An 18,967-nucleotide genomic window follows, 5' to 3' on the forward strand; every position below is an offset into this window, starting at 1 on the left:
CAGGGGCCACAGGAAATGCTCCTGTGAGCCCTGTGGCTGTTAGCCGGCAGATGCGCTTGCAAATGTGCTCGCAGGTGCACTGGCTGATGAGCGGGCAGCGGCGCGGCCCGGCAGGCAGCGCGCGGAACGCGGACGCGAACCGGCTCAGGCCTTGACGTTCGCGCGGGCGTAGTCGATAGCCTGCTGGACGGTCGTGATCTTTTCGGCTTCCTCATCCGGAATTTCCATGCCGAATTCGTCTTCGAGGGCCATGACCAGTTCGACGGTATCGAGCGAGTCCGCGCCGAGATCGTTCACGAACGATGCTTCGTTCTTGATTTCCGCTTCGGCTACGCCCAGTTGTTCCGCGACGATCTTCTTGACGCGCTGTTCGATGTTGTCCATTACCCCTCCAAGGGAAGAAAGTTCATAAATACGAGTGCGCGCATTTTATCAGGTTTGACCTGGCAAAAAAGCTGCGCCCACGGGTTCCAGATGGCCAGTCCGCGCTGCGCTCTTCAACGGTGTTTGCGACGAGCGCATCAAGGCGCGGATAGTACCTGAATCCGGTTACGACATGTACATACCGCCGTTGACGTGCATCGTCGTGCCGGTAATGTAGCCGGCGTGCGGCGACGCGAGGAACGCAACGGCGTGCGCGATATCGTCCGGGCTGCCAAGACGGCCGAGCGGAATCTGCGCCTTGAGCGCCGCCTGCTGCTCTTCGGGCAGAACCTTGGTCATGTCGGTGTCGATGAAGCCCGGCGCAACGCAATTCACGGTGATGTTGCGGCTGCCTATCTCGCGCGCGAGCGCACGCGTCATGCCTGCCACCCCGGCCTTCGCCGCAGCGTAATTCACCTGACCCGGGTTGCCCGCCGAACCCACCACCGACGTGATGTTGATGATGCGACCGCCGCGCGCCTTCATCATCGGACGCAGAACCGCACGCGACAGACGGAACACCGCCTTCAGGTTGGTGTCGATCACCGCGTCCCACTCCTCGTCCTTCATGCGCATGGCGAGTTGGTCCTGCGTGATGCCGGCGTTGTTGACGAGAATGCCGAGGCTGCCGAATTCCTTGACGGTCGCTTCGATCAGCGCTTCCACCGCGCCGGCATCGTTGACGTCGAGCACCGCGCCGCGACCGTTCAGATCTGCTGCCTTGAACGCGTCGCTGATCGCGACTGCGCCCACTTCGCTCGTTGCCGTGCCGATCACGGTTGCGCCCTGGCGAGCCAGTACGAGCGCGATGGCGCGGCCAATGCCGCGCGACGCGCCGGTTACGATCGCGATCTGTTTGTCGAGAGTCTTTTCCATCGTTCAGTCCGGATTGCGAATGGCCCGATAACCATCAAATCAGCGGGCGAGTAATACAGGAATGCGCTCATCGGCGATGCGCCTCGCGGCGAAAGCGTCTGGCTTGGCTGTCAGCGCAGGCACGCCACGGGCCCGTGGGCAGCAAAGCCGCCCGACCGCACTCGTCGAGTCAGGCGCCGGCGAGCTTCAGTGCCTCGTCGAGCGAAGCCGGGTCCACGATCGCCGCCCCCACGAGGTTGCCGTCGATACGTTTCGTGAGGCCCGCCAACACTTTGCCGGGACCGCATTCGATCACGTGCGTCACGCCTTGCGCTGCAATCGCCTTCACGCATTCCACCCAGCGCACCGCGCCCGCGGCCTGACGCACCAGCGCGTCGCGAATTGCCGCCGGGTCGCGCACCATGGCGACATCGACGTTGTTCACGACGGGAATGGCGGGTTCGCGTACTTCGACGCTCGCGAGATACTCGCGCAACTGGTCCGAAGCCGGCTTGAGCAGCGACGAGTGAAACGGCGCCGACACCGGCAGCGGCAGCGCGCGCTTCGCGCCCTTTGCCTTCGCGAGTTCGCAGGCCTTTTCGACAGCGGCCTTGTGGCCCGCGATCACGACCTGCGCAGGCGCGTTGAAATTCACCGCTTCGACAACGCCGGCGACTGAGGCCTCCGCGCACACGGCGCGCACCGCGTCGTCGTCGAGGCCAAGAATCGCTGCCATGCCGCCTTCGCCCACCGGCACCGCCGACTGCATCGCCTGCGCGCGGAAACGCACGAGCGGCACAGCATCGCGAAATGCGAGCGCGCCGGCCGCCACGAGCGCGGTGTACTCGCCCAGGCTGTGGCCGGCCACAATGGCCGGCGCCGGACCACCCGCCTGTTGCCAGGCGCGGTAGACGGCGTAAGCCGCCGTGAGCATGACGGGCTGCGTATTGGTCGTGAGATTGAGTTCCTCGGCAGGCCCTTCGGCGATCAGCTTGCCCAGGTCCTGGCCGAGCGCGTCGGAGGCTTCCTCGACGGTCTCGCGCACGATAGCGTGGTCGGCGAACGCATTCAGCATGCCGACCGACTGCGAGCCCTGTCCGGGAAAAACGAACGCGAATTTCATAACGTCCCCAATTCGATGATTTCAGATGCGGGCGCACACGCTCTGCGCGTGCACCGCGATGCGGCGCGATTGCCCCGCGTGACAACCACATAGGCGGTTGCAGCGCTCCGGCACCGCACCACTGCGGTCGTCAATAACGGATGACGGATGCACCCCAGGTGAAGCCCCCGCCGACTCCCTCGATCAGCACGTTCTGGCCGCGACGGATGCGCCCGTCGCGCACGGCGACGTCGAGAGCGAGCGGAATGGAGGCGGCCGACGTGTTGCCGTGCTCGCCGACCGTGACGATCATGCGCTCCTGCGGCAAGTGCAGCTTGCGGCAGGTGCCCTGCATGATGCGGATGTTGGCCTGATGCGGAACGAGCCAGTCGATTTGATCAGCCGAGAGATGAGCCTTTTCCAGCGCTTCGACGGCAACTTTCTCCAGCAGGTTGACGGCGAGCTTGAACACCGCCTGGCCATCCATGTGCAGGAACGCGCTGCCGGCAACCACGCCGCCGTTCACGTTGCCGGGCGTGCAGAGAATATTTGCGTAGCTGCCGTCGGCGTGCAGTGCGCTCGAGAGCACGCCGGGCTCGTCCGATGCCTGGAGGATCACTGCTCCGGCGCCGTCGCCGAACAGCACGCACGTGGTGCGATCATTGAAATCGAGAATACGGGAGAACGTCTCGGCGCCGACGATGAGCGCCGTGCGCACCTGTCCGCCGCGAATGAAGCTGTCGGCGGTCGCCAGAGCATAGGCGAAGCCGGAGCACACGGCCTGCACGTCGAATGCCGCGCCGTGGCTCTTGATGCCGAGCTTGCTCTGCAGCAGGCAGGCCGTGCTCGGAAACACGTAGTCGGGAGTGGACGTCGCAACGATGATCAGATCGATGGACTGCAGATCGATGTCCGCCGCTTCGATCGCACGACGCGAAGCGATCAGTGCGAGTTCGCTGGTGGGAACGTCGGGTTCGGCGAAATGGCGCGCATGGATGCCGGTGCGGGCAACGATCCATTCATCGCTCGTTTCGATGCCGTTCTTCGCGAGGCGTTCAGCCAGTTCCTGGTTCGTGACGCGGCCCGGCGGCAGATAGCTGCCAGTACCGGCCACGCGGGAATATAGAGTCGATTGAGCCATTATGCCTTCGGGGATAATGCTGCGTAGGGCTCGGCCGGCTGGCCCGCGACGGGGCTCGCAAAGCCCGCGCCGCCCGCTTCGCGCGCGGCCCGCTCGAGGGGTGCCGCGTTCTCTTCCATGGCGCGCGCAAGACGTTCCACCACGCCATTTTTGACGGCATCATACCCGCGTTTGATCGCCCACTCAAACGCGTAGGCGTCCGCAGAACCGTGGCTTTTGATGACGAGACTGCGCAGGCCGAGAAGGGCCGCGCCGTTGTACTGACGGTAATCCACACGCTTCTTGAAGCGCGAAAGCACCGGCAGCGCGGCGAGCGCCATGAGCTTCGTGAGCCACGAGCGGCCGAACTCTTCCTTGATGATGTCGGCGAGTATCTGAGCCAATCCTTCCGACGTTTTCAGCGCGACATTTCCAACGAAACCGTCGCAGACGATCACGTCGACGGTGCCCTTGTAAATATCGTTGCCTTCCACGTTGCCGCGAAAATTCAGCGTGCTTGCGCGCAGCAGTTCGCCTGCGCGCTTGATGGTCTCGTTACCCTTGATGACTTCTTCGCCGATGTTCAGGAGTGCGATGCTCGGACGCTCCTTGCCTTCGAGTGCGGACACGAGCGCGTGCCCCATCTCGGCGAACTGCAGCAGATGCTGCGGCCCGCAATCGACATTCGCGCCGAGATCGAGCATGGTCGTGTAGCCATGCGGGTTCGGCATGGCGAACGCGATAGCCGGCCGCTCGATGCCCGGCAGCGTCTTGAGCACATAGCGAGAGACGGCCATCAGCGCGCCGGTGTTGCCGGCGGAGATGCAGGCCTGCGCCTCTCCGTCCTTCACGCGGTTGAGCGCCACGCGCATCGACGAGTCTTTCTTCTTGCGCAGCGCGACCTCGACCGGATCGTCCATGGCGACGATCTCGCTTGCTGCCACGATGGAAAGCGCCGGGTCGTCCAGTGCCTTGAGCTTTTTCAGCTGCGCTCGAATCGCCGTTTCGACGCCGACGAGCATCAGATGCGCGTCGGGATGCGCACGAACGAAATGGACCGCAGCGGGGACGGTGACGGACGGACCGTGGTCGCCTCCCATGCAATCAATCGTGAGCTTTACAGTCATGGAATGCGACGAATTTCAGACACAAAAAAGCGGCAGTTGAATGCCGCCTTTTTGCCGAGCAGGAAAGTAGTCAAGCGAACGGGTCGCCATGCGAAACGCCAGAAGGCGCAACGCGATGTGGCGATTAGTCGTTCTTCGTCTTGACAACCTTCTTGCCGCGGTAATAACCATTCGGGCTGACGTGGTGACGCAGATGCACTTCACCCGTGCTCGGCTCGACAGCCAGCGGGGCCGACTGAAGGAAATCGTGCGAGCGGTGCATGCCGCGCTTCGACGGCGACTTCTTGTTCTGTTGAACTGCCATGATAACTCCTGAAAATTTTCCGAATTCTAACACAGCACGATCCGGCCTTAACCAACCCTGACACCTGTCCCGACCTACTGCCCGGACTGCGCAGAGGCGTATCGCGCTACCCTGCAACCTGTTTGTTCAACGCCCGCTTAAAGCGCCGTCAATGCTTGTCGCCCACCCCACCCTTCTTGAGCGCTTCCAGCGCCGCAAAAGGATTAGGCTTTGTCGTGCCCTGCTCCGGCTCGCCAACGCTTTGGCCGCCCTCAACGTCTTCTTCGGGCGGCTCGCTGGCATCCTCGCCACTCGCACCGGAAATGAGGCTCTCGTGGACTTCGGGGCAGACCTCGTGCTTCGGCACCACCGGCAACGAAAGCAGCAATTCTTCCTCGATCAGCTCGATGAGATCGAACTGGCGCGAGCCCACGATCACTTCGATTTCGTCCTCGTCGAGCGGAAACTCCTCCGCCTCGGCTTCCGTTTGAACGATGCGATAAATTGCATCGACATCGAACGCCTGCTCGTACGGCGTAAGGCACCGCTGACACTCGAGCCAGGCGGCACCGTGGACGGCGAGCCTCAAATACGGCTGCGGACCCTCGGTACCGTCGTCCTGCAATTCCGGCTGCGTGGAGCCTTCCGCCTGCCACGTAAACGAGGTATCGCGGTCTGGCGCGTCTGCCGGGACTTCGTTTAACATGCGCGGCAGTTGCGAGACGCGCACTACACCCGCAGCCTGGCGCCCGCTGCGCGCGAACTCGAAGAGATCAAGTTCATGCATGCTGGCCGGACCGGCAGGTTTGCCAGGATGTTCGGTCATGGGCGGCTCCTGCATCGGTGAATTTCGCGCAGCTTCGTTGCCAACAAGAGAACCGGCAAGAGCATGCGAAAGCGTACCGATGAAAAGCCGGAGATCATATCGCCTTTGTCTTTTCGAGTCAAACACTTAAGGGCACGGGCGAAATCGCCGGTAGCGCCGCCGTCTCTTGCACGTTCGCGGGCCGCCGCAGCCCCTCGTTAGCCGTCACCAGCCCGTCAGCCACCCCTCTTTCAGCGCCCAATAGACCATGCCGGACTTTTCCGATCGCCCGCCTTCAACCGGCCGGCCCGCCCTGATTCTCGCCAGCAGTTCGCCCTACCGGCGTGAACTGCTCGAAAGGTTGCGCATTCCGTTCGACGTAGCAGTACCCGCGATCGACGAAACGCCTCTCCCGGGTGAAACGCCGGAGGCCACCGCGCTGCGCCTCGCCGAAGCCAAGGCGAAAGCCGTGGCCGCCACGCTGCCCGCGAACGCGCGCCGCACACTCGTTATCGGGTCCGATCAGGTTGCGACGTTCGACGGCCAGCAGATCGGCAAACCGGGCACGCACGAACGCGCCCTGGCGCAATTGCAGGCCATGCGGGGCCGCGAGGTACTGTTCCACAGTGCGCTATGCCTGTTCGACAGCGCATCGGCCGAGTCGCAAAGCGTGGATGTGATCACCCACGTGCGTTTTCGCCGCCTGCCGGACGGCGCGCTCGACGCCTATCTGCGAGCCGAGACGCCTTACGACGTCGCGGGTAGCGCCAAATCCGAAGGGCTCGGCATCGCGCTCCTGGAGGCGATTCAGTCCGACGACCCCACCGCGCTGATCGGCTTGCCGCTGATCGCGCTCACGCGGATGCTGCTCGCCGCAGGTTATCCGTTGCTGGAGGCGGCATGAGCGGAACGCTTTACCTGATTCCGAACACGCTGGGCGAAGGCGACGCCGATTCGCTCGCAGCCGTGCTGCCGCAAGCGGTGCGCACGCGCGCGGCCGGACTCCACTACTACATTGGCGAAAACGCCAAATCCACGCGCGCCTTCCTGAAGAAAGTGGGTACCGAACAGCCTGTTCAGGCGATCGAAATTCGCGAGTTGAACGTGAACACGCCGCCCGGCGAAATCGACAAGCTGCTCGAACCGGTGCTCGCCGGCACGGACGCCGGGCTCGTGTCCGAAGCGGGATGCCCGGCCGTAGCCGATCCCGGCGCGCTTCTTGTGCGTCGCGCACATGAGCGTGGAGTCAAGGTCGTACCGCTTGTCGGGCCCAGCTCGATTCTGCTTGCACTCATGGCCTCGGGGCTGAACGGTCAAAGCTTCGCGTTTCACGGCTACCTGCCCGTCGATGCCGGCGAACGCGCGAAGCGGCTGCGCGAACTCGAGCAGCAGTCGCGCAAGTCGAAACAGACGCAGATTTTCATCGAGACGCCGTATCGCAACCGCGCGTTGCTGGACGCGCTCATCTCCATCTGCGCACCCTCGACACTTTTGTGCGTCGCGGCCGATCTGACCTTACCCACGGAGACTATTGCAAGCCGGCCGGTATCTGCCTGGAAAAAGGCGCCAGCCCTGGATTTGCAGAAGCGGCCCGCGATTTTTCTGCTGCTCGCCGTATAACGCTTAGCCGCGGCCTTTGGCGCAGGCCGCGCACCCTTCCGTTTCGCTCAGGCGGCCAAAAGCGAGCGCCCACTCACCCGCTCGTTGATGCAATCAGCGCAGATTCACCTTGCCGGTCAGAATCAGCGTGTGGACGGCGGCACTGCCCACGGCGGTGCCGAATTTGCGCGCCACGCGGTCGGTCAGGCTTTCCTTCACGGTGTAATCGACGATGTCCGGCGCCTTGATGACGTCGCGCGCCACATAGTCCATATCGCCGAAACCGTCTGCGAGACCCAGTTCCACGCTCTTCTCGCCCGTCCAGAAGAGGCCGGAGAAGATATCGGGCGTCTCGTGCAGCCGTTTGCCGCGCCCTTCGCGCACGGCCGAGATGAACTGCGTATGGATCTGATCGAGCATCGACTGGGCATGCTCATCCATCTTCTGCGTATCCGGCGAGAACGGATCGTAAAACGCCTTGTTCTCACCCGAAGTACGAACCCGTCGCTCGATGCCGAGCTTCTCCATCAACCCGGTGAAACCGAAGCCGTCCATCAGCACGCCGATCGAGCCCACGATGCTGGCCTTGTCCACGTAGATCTTGTCGGCCGCCGCCGCGACGTAATAACCGCCCGAGGCGCACATGTCGCCCACCACTACGTAGAGCGGGATGGCCGGATATTTCGCGCGCAGCCGACGAATCTCCTTGTACATAACGCCGGCCTGCACGGGGCTTCCGCCCGGGCTGTTGATGCGCAGAATCACGCCGGCCGTGCCGTCGTCTTCGAACGCATTCTGGAGTGCGGTATCGATATCTTCGGCGTTCGCAGTGCTATCCGACGCAATCTCGCCGTCCAGCGACACGAGCGCCGTATGGCGGCCCGAGCCGGACACCTTGCCGCCGGAGACGTCGAGCAGCCCGATGGCGACAACCAGCAACACGGCAAGAAAGGCGAAGCGGAAGAAAATTTTCCAGCGCCGGGCGGCGCGTTGCTCGTTGATCGCGGCGAGCGCGATACGCTCGAGCGCCGCCCGCTCCCAGCCGGGTTCTCCGGCAGAGGTGGCAGGAACGGGTCGGGGACCCGACGAGGAGGGGTCGCGCGGATCGGAAGTCGGCTGGTCGGACATGCGTGGCGTGTGGAAGGTCAGGAATCGGCCGGACGCAGATCGTTGTCCGGGAGCCAGAATACGGCGCGGCCTTCCGGCGTGTCCCTTTCGTCAGCCTGCACCGGGCGAAGCCTGCCGCCGCGGCACGGACCGCCGACACACCGGCCGGTATCGGGCTCGTAAATCGCGCCATGCGTAGCGCACATCAAGTATAAACCGGACGATTCGAAGAACTGGCCCTCCACCCAGTCGAGCTCCATGGGCACATGGGCGCAGCGGTTGAGATAGCCGTAGGGCCTGCCGTTGTAGCGCACGAAGAACACGACCGCCTCCCCGCCCGCATACGACGCCCGGCAACGCACGCCCTGGCCGCCCTCGACAAGGTCCCCGGCGGCGCATACGCGCACGGGGTCGAGCACCGCGGCGCTCACGCGTTCTCCCGCAGCCACGCGACGAGCGACCCGACACTGTCGGCCACGAAGCAGGGCTCGAGCGCGGCGAGCGAGTCCGCCGGGTGCGCGCCGTAGGCCACGCCCACGCCGGCCGCGCCTGCGTTGATCGCCATCTGCAGATCGTGGGTGGTGTCGCCGATCATGACTGTGCGCTCGAGGTCCTGGCCAAGTTCCCGCGCCAGTTCCTGCAGCATGGCGGGGTGTGGCTTCGAGAACGTCTCGTCAGCACAGCGCGTGCCGTCGAAAAGGCTCGTGAGACGAGCCTGATCCAGGGCGCGGTTCAGACCCACGCGACTTTTGCCCGTGGCAACACTCAGCAGATAGCCGGTGTCGCGCAGTTCCTCCAGCATTTCACGCACGCCGGTAAAGAGTTCCGTGTGCTGATCCTTCACCAGATAGTGGAACCGGTACCGCTCGGCGAGACGCGGATAGTCGGACGGGTCGAGCGTCGGCGCGGCGATCTGCAACGCGTCGCGCAATCCCAACCCGATCACGAAGCTCGCCGCCTCGTCGGCGGGCACGGGAAGGCCGAGATCGCGGCACGCGGCCTGGATGCTGCGCGTGATGTGCGCTGTCGAGTCCATCAGCGTGCCGTCCCAGTCGAAGACGATCAGGTCAAAGTGCTGTCGGGCCATGCGCGTTCGTCTCCCCTTCGATATCGGTATCGTGCCTATTTTCACCCGGGTTCTGATGCGTCCCGGCGTGCGGCGAATTTCCTGCATTTGCGGCCCCATCGCGCAACGCCGTGAGTTGCGAGAGGAAACGCCGGCAATCCGCCGGCAACGGTGCTTCAAACTGCAAGGTCTCGCCGGTGAGCGGATGCACGAGCTTGAGCCGGTACGCGTGCAGGAACATGCGCTTGAGCCCCGGGACGGCGTTCGCTCGGGCAAGCGCCTTGTTCAGCGCAAAATCGCCGTACTTGGCGTCGCCGACGATCGGCAGGCCGAGATGCGCCAGATGCACACGAATCTGATGCGTGCGGCCGGTCTTGAGCTCCGCTTCGAGAAGCGCGTACCCGGGCCAACGGTCGACCAGATTGAAAATCGTGTGCGAGGCCAGACCATCGGGCTGCACACGCACGCGCCGCTCGCCTTCCGGAGTCAGATACTTGTGCAACGGCTCCTTGACGACGCGCCGACGGCCCCAGTCGTTTGCCCATTGTCCATGGACGCACGCGTAGTAGCGCTTGTCCATGCGGTTGTCGCGGATCTGCTCGTGCAGGCCCACGAGCGCCGTGCGCTTCTTCGCCAGCATGAGCACGCCCGAGGTTTCGCGGTCCAGCCGGTGCACCAGTTCCAGGAACTTCGCGTGCGGCCTTGCCTCCCGCATTTGCTCGATCACGCCGAACGCCACGCCGCTGCCGCCGTGAACGGCCACACCGGCGGGTTTGTCGATGACGAGCAGTGCGTCGTCCTCGAAGAGGATCTCGAACTGCGCGGAGGGCACAGCCGCAGCGTCGAAACTCTGGGTCTGTGCGATCCGGATAGGCGGAACGCGCACCAGATCGCCCTGTTCGAGCCGGTACTGAGCGTCGACCCGCCCTTTGTTCACGCGCACTTCGCCGCTGCGCAGGATCCGGTAGATGTGGCTTTTCGGCACGCCCTTGCAGACGCGCGTGAGGAAATTGTCAATGCGCTGACCGGCGGAGTTCTCGTCCACTTCGACGAAGGAAACCTGGTCGCTTGCGACCTGATTCTGGGAAATTTTGCCTAACCCTTTCATTCTGAATATAATTTGCCCAGCGTACCGGCGCGGCCGGCCTTCGCGTTCGAACGGTTCGAACGACTTCGAGGCGCCCCAAACCGCACGGTCTGCGCAGGCAGCAAGCGATAAATCGTCATTTTACTTGCGCCCGGGGCTGGTTGCTCACCCTGACAACGAGATGCAACGAGTTGCACGCACGGATCCCGCAACGGGCAGGGACGGCGCCCACAGGCACGTTCGGTCACGTCGGCTCCGACGGTAACGGAATGTTGGTACAAAGAATTTGTCTGGCAGGCCTTCTCTCGCGCTCCACAGTTTGTGCGGTTGCGCGGCACAAGGCGGCCAGTGGCGAAAATACGGCGTGCGCCCGAAGCGTTCCGAGAAAACGGCGGAACATGGCGACGTCAAAATGAGGCGAGACACCCGAGGGGGAAGACGGGCGTTCCAGATCAGCTTCCCGCATGCGGCACGACCGCAGGTTTCAACGCGCAGCAAGGCCGCGCGCAGCACATTGCGCGCAGCAGGCCAAGGCGTCGAAGAAACCGGAAGCATTCGGACCACCGCATTCCGCGCGGCGTATCGAGCCATTGTTTGAAGCCGTATTCGCACGTGCCCCGCGGCCCTTCCATCCGTTTGCCGGATGGGCCCTCTGACGGCAATTCTCCCCGCCATCGTTCCTGCTCCAGCGTGCTTGTGACAACACAATAAGGCGCGGCATGCCGCCGCCCGCCAGCGTCCCCGTGCCTGACAACCACGGGACGTGGGCCGGCAAGGCCGCTCTGGAGCCGTTCAATGAAACGCATGCTGTTTAATGCGACGCAGCAGGAAGAACTGCGCGTTGCCATCGTCGACGGTCAGAAGCTGATCGACATCGACATCGAAACCGCCGGGCGCGAGCAGCGCAAAGGCAACATCTACAAGGGCATCGTTACCCGCATCGAGCCGTCGCTCGAAGCCTGTTTCGTCAACTACGGCGAAGACCGCCACGGCTTCCTGCCGTTCAAGGAAGTGGCCCGCCAGTATTTCCGCGATGGCGTGGACATGCGCTCGGCGCGCATCCAGGACGCCCTGCGCGAAGGCCAGGAACTCATCGTCCAGGTCGAGAAGGAAGAGCGCGGCAACAAGGGCGCGGCGCTCACCACGTTCATCTCGCTCGCCGGCCGCTACCTCGTGCTGATGCCGAACAATCCGCGCGGCGGCGGTGTCTCGCGACGCATCGAGGGCGACGACCGCCAGGAACTGCGCGAAACCATGGGTCAGCTACAACTGCCCGACGGTATGAGCATCATCGCGCGCACGGCCGGCATCGGGCGCAGCGCCGAAGAACTCCAGTGGGACCTGAATTACCTGCTGCAACTGTGGCGCGCCATCGAGGCCGCCTCGCAAAGCGGCCGCCAGGGCGAGCCGATGCTGATTTACCTGGAATCAAGCCTCGTGATCCGCGCGATCCGCGACTACTTCCAGCCCGATATCGGCGAAATCCTGATCGATACGACGGACATCTACGATCAGGCCCGCGCCTTCATGGACATCGTGATGCCCGACAACGTCGGGAAGGTGAAGCGCTACCACGACGATGTGCCCCTCTTCTCGCGCTTCCAGATCGAGCACCAGATCGAGACCGCGTACTCGCGCACGGTGCCGCTGCCTTCGGGCGGCGCCATCGTGATCGATCACACCGAGGCGCTCGTCGCCATCGACGTGAACTCGGCGCGCGCCACCAAGGGCGCCGACATCGAGGAAACCGCCGCCCGCACCAACCTGGAAGCCGCCGACGAAGTGGCTCGCCAGCTGCGCCTGCGTGACCTGGGCGGCCTGATCGTGATCGACTTCATTGACATGGAGTCGGCCCGCAGCCAGCGCGAAGTCGAGCAGCGCCTGAAAGACGCGCTCAAGCACGACCGCGCCCGCGTGCAGATGGGCAAGATCTCGCGCTTCGGTCTGATGGAGCTGTCGCGTCAGCGTCTGCGCCCGGCGCTTTCCGAAGGCAGCCACGTCACCTGCCCGCGCTGCAACGGCACGGGCCACATCCGCGACACCGAATCGTCCGCCTTGCAGGTCCTGCGCATCATTCAGGAAGAGGCGATGAAGGAAAACACCGCCGCGATCCACTGCCAGGTGCCGGTCGAAGTGACGGCCTTCCTGCTGAACGAAAAGCGCGCGGAAATCAACAAGATCGAGTCGCGCTTCAAGGTCAACGTCGTCCTGATTCCGAACAAGCACCTCGACACGCCGCACTACAAGCTCGAGCGCCTGCGCCACGACGACGCGCGCCTCGACGAGCCGCGTGCATCCTGGAAGATGGCCGAAGACGCGGCCCGCGAAATGGAGTCCGAAACGGGCTACAGCAAGCGCAGCGAAGAAGTGAAGCCGAAGCAGGAGGCCGCGGTGAAGGGCATTACGCCTGAGCGTCCGGCACCCAGCGCACCGGTCAAGGCCGCGGAGCCCCAGGCGGCGCCCGCCCCGGCCGTTGCCGCGCCTGCGAGCGGCGGCTTCTTCGGCTGGCTCAAGGGATTGTTCGGCGTGCAGCCGGCTCCGGTCGCTACCGCTCCGACACCTGCGCAACCCGCAAAGACCGAACGTCCGGCACGTGAAGCGCGGCCGGAACGCCCGGCCGGCGAGCGCGGTGGCGATCGCAATCGCAACCGCCGCGGCGGACGCGACGCAGCCGCGCGCGGTGAAGGCGCAGCCGTCGGCGGACGTCAGCAGCAACCGGCTCAACGCCGTGAGGAACGCGAACCGCGTGAAGGCCGCGAAGGTCGTGAAGGTCGTGAGGCACGCGAGCCGCGCCAACCGCGTGAAGCCCGTGAAGTCCGCGAGGGCCGGGAAGGACGTGAGGGTCGCGAGGGCCGCGAAGGACGCGAGCAACGCATCGAGCGCGTAGAGCGCGGCCAGGAACGCGCCGACGCCGCGGCAGAAGGCACACCGCGCGGCGAACGGCAGGAGCGCGGTGAGCGCCGCGAACGTGGCGAGCGTGCGGAACGCGGCGAGCGCCGTCGTCCGCAAGCCGAGGCCGCAGCTGAGCAGTTGAACGTCCCGGGCGAGCTGCTGGCGCCTGAGTCGGGAACTGCCGTCGAGGCAAGTCTCGCGGAAGGCATCACTGAAGACATCGCACCGGAAGACCAGGGCGCCGCACCGCGTGAAGGCGAAGAACGCCGCCGCCGTCGTCGCGGCCGCCGTGGCGGTCGTCGCGAGCGCGAAGCTGAAGGCGCGAACCTGACGCATACGGCCGACCTCGCGGAAGCCGGCGGCGACACGGAGCCTGAAGAGGGAGCGGAAGCCGTTCACGAAGTGGAGCATCACGGCGTGAAGCCGGCGGGCGCAGTGGAAGCCGTGGTCGCTGCTGTGGCGACAGAGAAGGTCGTCGTGACGGAACTCCAGCCCGCCATCGACGCCCCCGAACTCGCCGCGCAAGCCGCAGCGAAGATCGAAACCGTCGCGCCCATCGTGCCCGCGGAAGAAAGCGTCCCGGCTACGGAAGTCAGTCATGCGCCAGCGGTGCCGGCTACCGAACCGGCGCCTGTGCCGGCCCCCGCGATGACTCCGGTCGAGGTCGCTCCGGCTGCCGCCGCAGTCGAAACAGCGCCTGTCGCGCCGGTTGAAGCCGCGGCGCCTGCATCGGCCGAGACGGCTGCGCCGTCTCACGCCGCATCCGCTGAAACGGCACCCGCCGCGCAAGCGGCCCCGGAAAGCACCACGCCGCCGGTGGAAGAGGTTCCCGCAGTGGCACAGCCGGTTCCGGTGATTCGGGAAGACGTGATCCAGGCTGCGGTTCCGGCGCATGAAGCAGCCGTGCCCGCCGCCGCAACTCCCGTGGAAACGGCGCCGGCAGCAGTGGCCGAGGTCAAGCCCCGCCAAGCGGCGCCGCACGCCAACGGTCTGTCGCCGGAAACGCTGCAGCCGATGTTGGCAAACGCCGGCCTCGTCTGGGTCAACACGGACGCCGACAAGCTGCGCGCCGCGCAGGAAGCGGCCGCCCAGGTGGTGAGGCCGCCGCGTGCACCGCGCGAACGCAAGCCGCTGCCGCCGGCGGATTCGACGCCGATGCAACAGGTCGAGACCGTCAAGCACCCGCAGTAAGGCTGCGCGGTCGCTCGAACCGCGCTGCAAACCCCGCTGCAAACCCGAAAGCCCGCCCTCACCGGCGGGCTTTTTTTGTCCGACGCCTGTGCCCGGACGCCGCCAACGGCCGCAACGTGGCAGCGCCAGAGGCCCACAACATGGCAGAGTTCCTCGCGAGCCTTCCACGCTTGAGGCGCCCCCTCGCCGGCAAGCCACCCGCAAAGCCCCACGCGGCCGGTCTGGTCCCATGTGGCAAAGAGGCGGTTCGGCTAAAATGCATGGTCAAGCCTTGTTAAAACCACCATGTCCCGTCGCATCATCCCTGTCGCCGACGCCAACGCGCTCACCGTCCCTCGCTCCGCTGCCGGAGCCGCGAGCGCACCGCGCGGCGTACTCCTCGATACGCTGGCGCGGCCGTTGCGCGACCTGCGCATTTCGGTGACGGACCGCTGCAACTTCCGCTGCGTCTACTGCATGCCGCGCGAGGTCTTCGACAAGGACCATCCTTTTCTGCCCCACAGCGCCCTGCTCACGTTCGAGGAAATCGAGCGGCTCGCAAAGCGCTTCGTCGCACACGGCGTCGAAAAAATCCGCCTCACCGGCGGTGAACCGCTGCTGCGCAAGAACGTCGAGCACCTGGTGGAACGCCTCGCCACGCTGACCACGCCCGACGGACGTCCGCTCGATCTCACGCTCACCACGAACGGCTCGCTGCTCGCGCGCAAGGCGCGCAGCCTCAAGGATGCCGGGCTCACGCGCGTCACCGTGAGTCTCGATGCGCTCGACGACGCCCTCTTTCGCCGCATGAACGACGCCGACTTCGCCGTCGCCGACGTGCTCGAAGGCATCGCTGCCGCCGAGGCCGTGGGCCTCGCCCCGCTGAAGGTCAACATGGTCGTCAAGCGCGGCACCAACGACGCGGAAATTCTGCCCCTCGCCCGCCACTTCCGCGGCTCCGGCATCGTGCTGCGCTTCATCGAGTACATGGACGTGGGCACGTCAAACGGCTGGAACATGACCGAAGTGCTGCCGTCCGCCGACGTCGTCAGCCGCATTCACGCGGAGTTTCCGCTGGTGCCGCTCGAAGCGCATAGCGCTGCCGAAACTGCGCAACGTTGGGCCTATGCCGACGGTGCCGGCGAAATCGGCGTGATTTCCAGCGTCACGCGCGCGTTCTGCGGCACCTGCACGCGCGCTCGCCTCTCGACGGAAGGCAAGCTCTACCTGTGCCTCTTTGCCTCGGCCGGCTACGACCTGCGCGCGCTCGTGCGCGGCGACGCCACGGACGACGACATCGACGGCGCCATCACGCACATCTGGCAAGGCCGCGCCGACCGCTATTCGCAATTGCGCGGCAGCAGCGCTGGACAACCGCCTTCCGGAGACGGCGGCCGGATCGAAATGTCGTACATCGGCGGCTGAACAAGACACGCCGATGAACATGCCCGCCGACCGCATCACCGGACTCGTGCTCGCCGGCGGACGCGGCACTCGCATGGGCGGCGCCGACAAAGGTCTGCAACCGCTGCAAGGGGAAGCACTGGCGCTGCATGTCATGCGGCGCCTCGCGCCACAGGTCGGTCCGCTACTCGTCAGCGCGAACCGGCATCAGGACGCCTACGCCGCGCTCGGCGCGCCCTGGCACGCCGCGGTCGTAACCGACTCCCTGCCCGACTACGCCGGACCGCTCGCAGGACTGCTCGCCGGCATGCTTGCGGCACGCACCGAATGGCTGCTAGCAGCACCTTGCGACTCACCGTGGCTGCCGGCCGATCTCGCCCAACGTCTCGCCGAAGCGGTCGAAGCCGACGACGCCGACATTGCGACCGCGAAGACCACCAACGCCGCCGGCGAGACTTCGCTGCATCCGGTCTTCGTCCTGCTGCGCACCTCGCTTGCCGACGACCTCGCGGCCTTTCTGGCCGCGGGCGAGCGCAAGGTTCGCGCGTGGTACGCGCGCCACAAGGCCGTTGAAGTGACCTTTGCCGATGAACGCGCGTTTTACAATATCAATTCATTGCAGGAACTCGCCGAATCCGGGCGCGCGTGACCATGCCAGGCGCGCCACGATGCGCGCGTGTGCGGGGTCCGCAAGACACCGCCGCTCATCCTGGTACGACCGCCGGATTCCTTCCGGGCGCGACGCATCTCCAATCAATGACCACGCTTAACAACCTGTCCCGTTGCGTCGCCGATTACGATCCCGAGGCGTTGCCCGTTGCCGCCGCCCAGGCCATCGTGCGCCAGTGGGCCACGCCCGTCACGGCTGCTGAACGCGTGCCGCTGCGCGATGCGCTCGACCGCGTGCTCGCCGCAGACATCGTCTCTCCCATCAACGTGCCCGCGCACGACAACTCCGCCATGGACGGCTACGCCTTCGACGGCACAGCCCTCGGCACAAGCGCGGCGAGCGGCGACGCCCCGCGCACCGTCGAGCTGAAGATTGCCGGCAAGGCGTTCGCCGGACACCCGTTCGACGGCAAGGCCGCGCGCGGCACGTGCGTGCGCATCATGACCGGCGCGCCGATGCCCACCGGCTGCGACACGGTCGTGCCTCAGGAACTCACGAAGGTGGAAGGCGAGACGGTATCGTTCGCCGCCAGCACCGTTCGGCCAGGCGCCAACCGGCGACGCGCGGGCGAAGACCTGGCCGCAGGGCAGCCGGCGTTGCGTGCGGGCCGCTGGATGCGCGCCGCCGACATCGGCCTCGTGGCCTCGCTCGGGATCGCCGAAGTACCGGTGCACAGGCGTCTGCGCGTCGCGTTCTTCTCGACCGGCGACGAGCTGCGTTCCATCGGCGAGCCGCTCGCGGCAGGCTGCATCTACGACAGCAACCGGCACACGCTCTATGCAATGCTTCGCCGCCTCAACGTGGAAGCCATCGACCTCGGCGTTGTGCGCGACGAACCGGGCCCACTCGAAGCCACCATTCGCAATGCAGCCGCCAATGCCGACGTCGTGCTGAGCTCGGGCGGCGTGTCGGTGGGCGAAGCCGACTTCACGCGCAAACTGCTCGACACCATCGGCGACGTGGCGTTCTGGAACCTCGCCATGCGGCCCGGCCGTCCGCTCGCCTTCGGCCGCATCTGGTCCGGGGCGCGTGCCGGCGACGGCCATCCCGCGCTGTTCTTCGGTTTGCCGGGCAACCCGGTCGCGGTGATGGTCACGTTCTACCAGATCGTGCGCGAGGCGCTGATCGCGATGACCGGGGCCTCGGTGAACCCGGTGCCGCTGATCGACGCCGCCTGCACGGTCGCTATCCGCAAGCGGCCCGGCCGCACGGAATTTCAGCGCGGCATCGCCAGCCGCGACGCGCACGGCCAATGGCACGTCACGCCCACGGGCTCGCAAAGCTCGGCGGCGCTGAGTTCGATGAGCGAGGCCAACTGCTTCGTCGTCCTTGCGCACGATGCCGCCGATCTCGACGCAGGCGACCGCGTCGACATCATGCTGTTCGATGCACTCGTCTGAATCACCGTCTTTCACCAACCAACACACACGACCACGGGTCTCGACTCAATGAAAAAGCAGATCTCCTTCATCGCTCCGGGGCAGACCGCCAAAGCGCTCATCCTGGTCTACCTGACCTTCAGCGTGCCGATCGTGCTGCTCGGCGTGCTCGTGGCGTTCATTCGCTACGGTTCGGTGGAGCTGAGCACCGTGTTCAGCGCGCTCCTGCTCAACGCGATTCTCGGTTTCATCCTGCTGTGGATTGCGTGCCACGCGTACAACTGGGTCGCCTCGCGTTTCGGCGGCATCGAAATCCATCTCTCCGATGTGCCCGAGGAAGCGTAAATGACCGCCGTCGTTCGTCCCGCAACGCCCGCCGATGTCGGCGCGATCTTCGCGCTGATGTACGAACTGGCCGAATACGAAAAGCTCACGCATCTGTTCGTTGCAACCGAAGCGGGTCTCAACGACGCGCTGTTCGGTCCGCGGACGGCATCGGAAGCGCTGGTCGCCGACGACGACGGACGCGTGGTCGGCTACGCCCTCTTCTTCCACAACTTCTCGACCTTTCTCGGCCGGCGCGGGCTCTACCTCGAAGACCTGTACGTGCAGCCGTCGCAGCGCGGCACGGGGCTCGGCAAAGCCATGCTGAGCCGCCTCGCGGCGCTGGCACGCGAGCGCCAATGCGGACGTTTCGAATGGTCGGTGCTCGACTGGAACCAGCCGGCCATCGATTTCTACGAGAAGCTGGGCGCCACCGTGCTGCCCGACTGGCGCATCGTGCGCATGACGGGCGACGCCATCGACCGCCTCGCCGACACAGCGCCGCCCGCCAGCGTGCAGACTCGCCAAGAACGGGCACAGCCGCCGCGTTGACC

19 protein-coding genes are annotated in these 18,967 nt (G+C 65.4%); 8 read left to right on the forward strand and 11 right to left on the reverse strand.

The annotated features are described in order from the left end of the window. Positions 1–144 precede the first annotated feature (144 nt). The 7 genes from acpP to PKKP23_RS08910 form a co-directional block, all read right to left on the reverse strand. Positions 145–384: an acyl carrier protein gene (gene acpP / locus PKKP23_RS08880; RefSeq protein ID WP_004197638.1), complete on the reverse strand. Its 240-nt coding sequence runs from the start codon at positions 382–384 to the stop codon at positions 145–147. Positions 385–549: 165 nt separating this feature from the next. Beyond that, positions 550–1,299 (reverse strand): 3-oxoacyl-ACP reductase FabG, encoded by a 750-nt coding sequence (fabG, locus tag PKKP23_RS08885; protein WP_126876627.1) that lies wholly within the window; start codon positions 1,297–1,299, stop codon positions 550–552. Between the two features lie 169 nt (positions 1,300–1,468). Next, positions 1,469–2,401, reverse strand: coding sequence for an ACP S-malonyltransferase (fabD, locus tag PKKP23_RS08890; protein WP_126876628.1), 933 nt, complete (start codon positions 2,399–2,401; stop codon positions 1,469–1,471). A gap of 130 nt (positions 2,402–2,531) precedes the next feature. Next, positions 2,532–3,521 (reverse strand): beta-ketoacyl-ACP synthase III, encoded by a 990-nt coding sequence (locus PKKP23_RS08895; RefSeq protein ID WP_126876629.1) that lies wholly within the window; start codon positions 3,519–3,521, stop codon positions 2,532–2,534. Next, a complete protein-coding gene (gene plsX, locus PKKP23_RS08900; RefSeq protein ID WP_026121404.1) occupies positions 3,521–4,627 on the reverse strand; it encodes a phosphate acyltransferase PlsX in 1,107 nt (368 codons plus the stop codon). Before plsX ends, PKKP23_RS08895 begins: the two co-directional genes overlap by 1 nt. 124 nt (positions 4,628–4,751) lie before the next feature. Continuing rightward, the gene (rpmF, locus tag PKKP23_RS08905; RefSeq protein ID WP_017774665.1) at positions 4,752–4,931 is read right to left on the reverse strand and encodes a 50S ribosomal protein L32; all 180 of its coding nucleotides are present in this window, start codon (positions 4,929–4,931) and stop codon (positions 4,752–4,754) included. Between the two features lie 148 nt (positions 4,932–5,079). Further along, positions 5,080–5,736: a DUF177 domain-containing protein gene (locus PKKP23_RS08910; RefSeq protein WP_126876728.1), complete on the reverse strand. Its 657-nt coding sequence runs from the start codon at positions 5,734–5,736 to the stop codon at positions 5,080–5,082. A gap of 247 nt (positions 5,737–5,983) precedes the next feature. On the opposite strand from PKKP23_RS08910, the gene PKKP23_RS08915 reads away from it, so the two are divergent. Beyond that, positions 5,984–6,619 (forward strand): Maf-like protein, encoded by a 636-nt coding sequence (locus PKKP23_RS08915; protein WP_126876630.1) that lies wholly within the window; start codon positions 5,984–5,986, stop codon positions 6,617–6,619. Continuing rightward, a complete protein-coding gene (locus tag PKKP23_RS08920; RefSeq protein WP_126876631.1) occupies positions 6,616–7,335 on the forward strand; it encodes an SAM-dependent methyltransferase in 720 nt (239 codons plus the stop codon). The genes PKKP23_RS08915 and PKKP23_RS08920 overlap by 4 nt, the downstream gene beginning before the upstream one ends. Before the next feature lie 93 nt (positions 7,336–7,428). Here PKKP23_RS08920 and PKKP23_RS08925 read toward each other — a convergent pair whose 3' ends face one another. Genes PKKP23_RS08925 through PKKP23_RS08940 form a run of 4 tightly spaced genes read right to left on the reverse strand, consistent with a single transcriptional unit; the run spans position 7,429 to position 10,595 of the window. Beyond that, on the reverse strand, positions 7,429–8,442 hold the full coding sequence (locus PKKP23_RS08925) for a S49 family peptidase (protein ID WP_126876632.1): 1,014 nt from the start codon (positions 8,440–8,442) through the stop codon (positions 7,429–7,431). Between the two features lie 17 nt (positions 8,443–8,459). Further along, on the reverse strand, positions 8,460–8,852 hold the full coding sequence (locus PKKP23_RS08930; RefSeq protein WP_017774660.1) for a Rieske (2Fe-2S) protein: 393 nt from the start codon (positions 8,850–8,852) through the stop codon (positions 8,460–8,462). After that, a complete protein-coding gene (locus tag PKKP23_RS08935; RefSeq protein WP_126876633.1) occupies positions 8,849–9,508 on the reverse strand; it encodes an HAD-IA family hydrolase in 660 nt (219 codons plus the stop codon). Before PKKP23_RS08935 ends, PKKP23_RS08930 begins: the two co-directional genes overlap by 4 nt. Continuing rightward, complete coding sequence (locus PKKP23_RS08940; protein ID WP_126876634.1) at positions 9,489–10,595, reverse strand: RluA family pseudouridine synthase; 1,107 nt, start codon at positions 10,593–10,595, stop codon at positions 9,489–9,491. Before PKKP23_RS08940 ends, PKKP23_RS08935 begins: the two co-directional genes overlap by 20 nt. Before the next feature lie 774 nt (positions 10,596–11,369). Here PKKP23_RS08940 and PKKP23_RS08945 point away from each other — a divergent pair. The 6 genes from PKKP23_RS08945 (at position 11,370) to PKKP23_RS08970 (ending at position 18,965) form a co-directional block, all read left to right on the forward strand. Then, positions 11,370–14,657, forward strand: a complete 3,288-nt coding sequence (locus tag PKKP23_RS08945) for an Rne/Rng family ribonuclease (RefSeq protein WP_126876635.1) — start codon at positions 11,370–11,372, stop codon at positions 14,655–14,657. A 285-nt stretch (positions 14,658–14,942) separates the two neighbouring features. Beyond that, positions 14,943–16,061 (forward strand): GTP 3',8-cyclase MoaA, encoded by a 1,119-nt coding sequence (moaA, locus tag PKKP23_RS08950; protein WP_126876636.1) that lies wholly within the window; start codon positions 14,943–14,945, stop codon positions 16,059–16,061. A gap of 13 nt (positions 16,062–16,074) precedes the next feature. Then, a complete protein-coding gene (mobA, locus tag PKKP23_RS08955) occupies positions 16,075–16,689 on the forward strand; it encodes a molybdenum cofactor guanylyltransferase MobA (protein ID WP_126876637.1) in 615 nt (204 codons plus the stop codon). 107 nt (positions 16,690–16,796) lie between these two features. Next, positions 16,797–18,110, forward strand: a complete 1,314-nt coding sequence (gene moeA, locus PKKP23_RS08960) for a molybdopterin molybdotransferase MoeA (RefSeq protein ID WP_126876638.1) — start codon at positions 16,797–16,799, stop codon at positions 18,108–18,110. A 48-nt stretch (positions 18,111–18,158) separates the two neighbouring features. Then, positions 18,159–18,434, forward strand: coding sequence for a hypothetical protein (locus tag PKKP23_RS08965; protein WP_017774653.1), 276 nt, complete (start codon positions 18,159–18,161; stop codon positions 18,432–18,434). Then, positions 18,435–18,965 (forward strand): GNAT family N-acetyltransferase, encoded by a 531-nt coding sequence (locus tag PKKP23_RS08970; RefSeq protein WP_126876639.1) that lies wholly within the window; start codon positions 18,435–18,437, stop codon positions 18,963–18,965. Positions 18,966–18,967: the final 2 nt, after the last annotated feature.

Origin of the sequence: Paraburkholderia kururiensis JCM 10599 = LMG 19447 (genome assembly GCF_003986935.1) — a bacterium.
In the GTDB taxonomy this organism is placed as follows: Bacteria; Pseudomonadota; Gammaproteobacteria; order Burkholderiales; family Burkholderiaceae; genus Paraburkholderia; species Paraburkholderia kururiensis.